The sequence below is a fragment of the Rossellomorea aquimaris genome (assembly GCF_003315075.1).
In the GTDB taxonomy this organism is placed as follows: domain Bacteria; phylum Bacillota; class Bacilli; order Bacillales; family Bacillaceae_B; genus Rossellomorea; species Rossellomorea aquimaris_C.
Map to the genome: position 1 here is coordinate 1 of NZ_QNRJ01000054.1, position 1,005 is coordinate 1,005.

1 protein-coding gene is annotated in these 1,005 nt (G+C 43.6%); it reads left to right on the plus strand.

Features of this window, described 5'->3' with window-relative positions; genetic code table 11:
- Positions 1–924, plus strand: a 924-nt coding sequence (locus DET59_RS21395; RefSeq protein WP_113971593.1) for an IS110 family RNA-guided transposase, incomplete at its 5' end; no start/stop codon positions are given.
- Between the last annotated feature and the right edge of the window lie 81 nt (positions 925–1,005).

The window sequence follows — 1,005 nt, forward strand, 5'->3', positions numbered from 1 at the left end:
TTCGCAGACATGAATAAAACGGATGAAATTGACGCTTTTGTCATTGCGGATTATTTACGCTTCGGTCGAAATCAGATGTCCGTCGTGAAGGAAAGTCAGTACGTTGCCTTACAACAACTGACCAGGTCCCGATACCAATTAGTACGCATGTTGACGAAAGAAAAACAACACTTTCTTCAGCACCTGAGTTACAAATGTAATACCTTTTCCCAGGAAGTAGATTCCTCTGTTTTCGGCAACGCCATGATGGAATTATTCTTAGAAAAGTACAGCATCGAAGAGATCGCCCAGATGCCCCTTGAAGATCTGGCAGCGTTTCTCCAAGAGAAAGGGAAAAATCGATTTGGAGACCCCGAATGTGTGGCATCATCCATTCAAAAAGCCATGCGCTCATCATACCGCTTGGATAAGGTGGTGGAAGATTCCATGGATGTGATATTGGGTACCTCTATCGAAGTCATCCGTACCTTCCAGAAGCAAATTAAAGAGATTGACAAAGCAATTAAGAAATTGATGGCAGGCTTGACACAAACCCTTGAATCGATCCCGGGAATCGGTCCTGTCTTCGCAGCAGGAATCATCGCCGAAATTGGCCAGGTCGATCGATTTGACGATGAAACCAAAATAGCGAAATATGCAGGCCTATATTGGCGAAAACACCAATCTGGCCGTTTCACAGCTGAAGACACGTCTTTATCACGTAATGGTAACCACTACTTGCGATATTACTTAGTTGAAGCCGCCAATTCAGTACGAAAGCGAGTACCGGAATACCAAGAATATTACGTGAAAAAGTATGGTGAAGTACCAAAGCACCAACACAAACGAGCACTCGTTCTAACAGCAAGAAAACTCGTGCGATTGGTGGATGCGCTACTACGCAGTCATCAACTCTTTACGCCAGAAAGGGGCGTAAGGGAATGACATAACCACGTCATTTCGTAACTTTTCATAAATTCCAGTAATTAACAACCGTTACTGGTTTAGTTTGGTGATCCCTTTTTT